Consider the following 1560-nt stretch of genomic DNA (forward strand, 5'->3'; position numbering starts at 1 on the left):
GGCGATTTCGGGTGCAGAATCGTGAATGGGGTGGCTGGCGGACGCAGATTGCCCTCCGGAGGTATTTCCGGTTAGGTAAACCCCAGGGTGGCGGCTCAGTATCCGAGTTGGCGGAGCGTTTTGTGCGCGCTGGCGGCGAAATCCCGGCACGCTTTGGCGATATTCTTGACGCCAGTGAGACGCATAATGCTCATGGCCAGTTCGCGCAAGGTCGCCATCATATGGGGACCGTTCTGGGTACGGACTTGGGAGAGGTCCTCGTGGAAAGTCACATCGCGGACATGATGGTTCCGGTTTTCAATTTCCCAGTGACCACGGGCCAAGCCCAACAGATTTTCGGGCGTGGCACGATCCGGGGTCAGGCTGGTGAGTCCGAAGGCATAATCATCCCGAATCGTGCCCTCTTTGCTGTTGATGGTGGAGCGTTGGATCAGGAAAGCTTGTCCGACATGCGGAAAATGGAGGCCGGTTGCCCGGGTGGCGACAATGATTTTGCGGTATTCAAAGCGGCCATGCCCGACCTCTGTGGTTTCAGCGTTGAGGGGGAAAATCGCCCCAAGGGAGGCACGTCAGACGGTCGCGGAGTTTGCGTTGATTGCCTTTGACGGCGGTGAAGAGATAATCGGCTTTCTTGTCTTCGACGAGGAAGCGGGCGGTCTCCCGCTGGGTATGCAGGGCATCGGCGGTGACGACCTTGCCCGCGATGTTGACGTCCTGGAGCAGGTTGCGCAGTTCTGGAATTTCGTTGGTTTTCCGGGCGATTTGTTTTTGCGCGATGGTGACCCCCTGTCCATGCAGGAACGCGCTGAGCAGATGCACCTGAGCACCGTCTGCACGTACGGCCCCTTTGAGGACTTTGCCATCGACGGCCACCGCTTCAAAGCCCGCCGTACCCAGTAGCCAGGCGCCGATCGCCGCATCCAGCGCCTCCACATCGGCCCCTTGCAAGACGCGCCGGATGGTCGGTTCGGAGGGGGCGACGTAGCGTTTGGTTTTGGGATCGAATCGGGCGCGGATGCGCTTCAGTTGGGCCTGGGTCAGCCGACCGGCCCATTCGGCGATGGCGGCATAACTTTCGGCCTGCGTCAGGACGGCGGCCACGGCCACCGTCAGGATGGCCGGGAGGGGATGCTGCTTGCCCAGTTTGCTGCGGGTATCGGGAAGGCGGAAAAAGATTTGGCGCAAGCCTTCCATTTGCGCATCGCTCAACGTCACGGTTTGCATGGGGGTATGGGTCCATTCGAGTTGGGGCTGCGGCTGGGCCAACCAGGCCCGCGCCTGTGGATGGAGAGGAAAGAGCAGAAGACGTTTGGGTTGGCCGTGGTGGACATAGCCACCGCCGGGACGACGGGCGAAGCCCTTGGTCGCGCCGACATCCACCCAGTTGGCGGCCCGGTAGCAGGCACCGGTAAAACGGGGGGATTCCACAAAGGTCTCGGCCAGCACGATGGGATGCCCATAGACGGATTGCCAGTCCGCAGAGAGCCTGTGCAGGTTCAGCGCCAGAATACGGGACGCCAGATTCGGGAAGGATTCTCCGGGCAGGATCAGAAAACGGGC

2 protein-coding genes are annotated in these 1560 nt (G+C 61.2%); both read right to left on the minus strand.

Annotated elements, in window-relative coordinates; genetic code table 11:
• Positions 1–95 precede the first annotated feature (95 nt).
• Positions 96–551 (minus strand): ISAs1 family transposase, encoded by a 456-nt coding sequence (locus tag AC2VNK_RS09550; protein WP_140391020.1) that lies wholly within the window; start codon positions 549–551, stop codon positions 96–98.
• The coding region (locus AC2VNK_RS09555) for an ISAs1 family transposase (protein WP_486883582.1) at positions 532–1560 on the minus strand (1029 nt) is incomplete at its 5' end. The genes AC2VNK_RS09555 and AC2VNK_RS09550, both read right to left, overlap by 20 nt.

Source organism: Acidithiobacillus sp. TH-A35 (assembly GCF_057473505.1).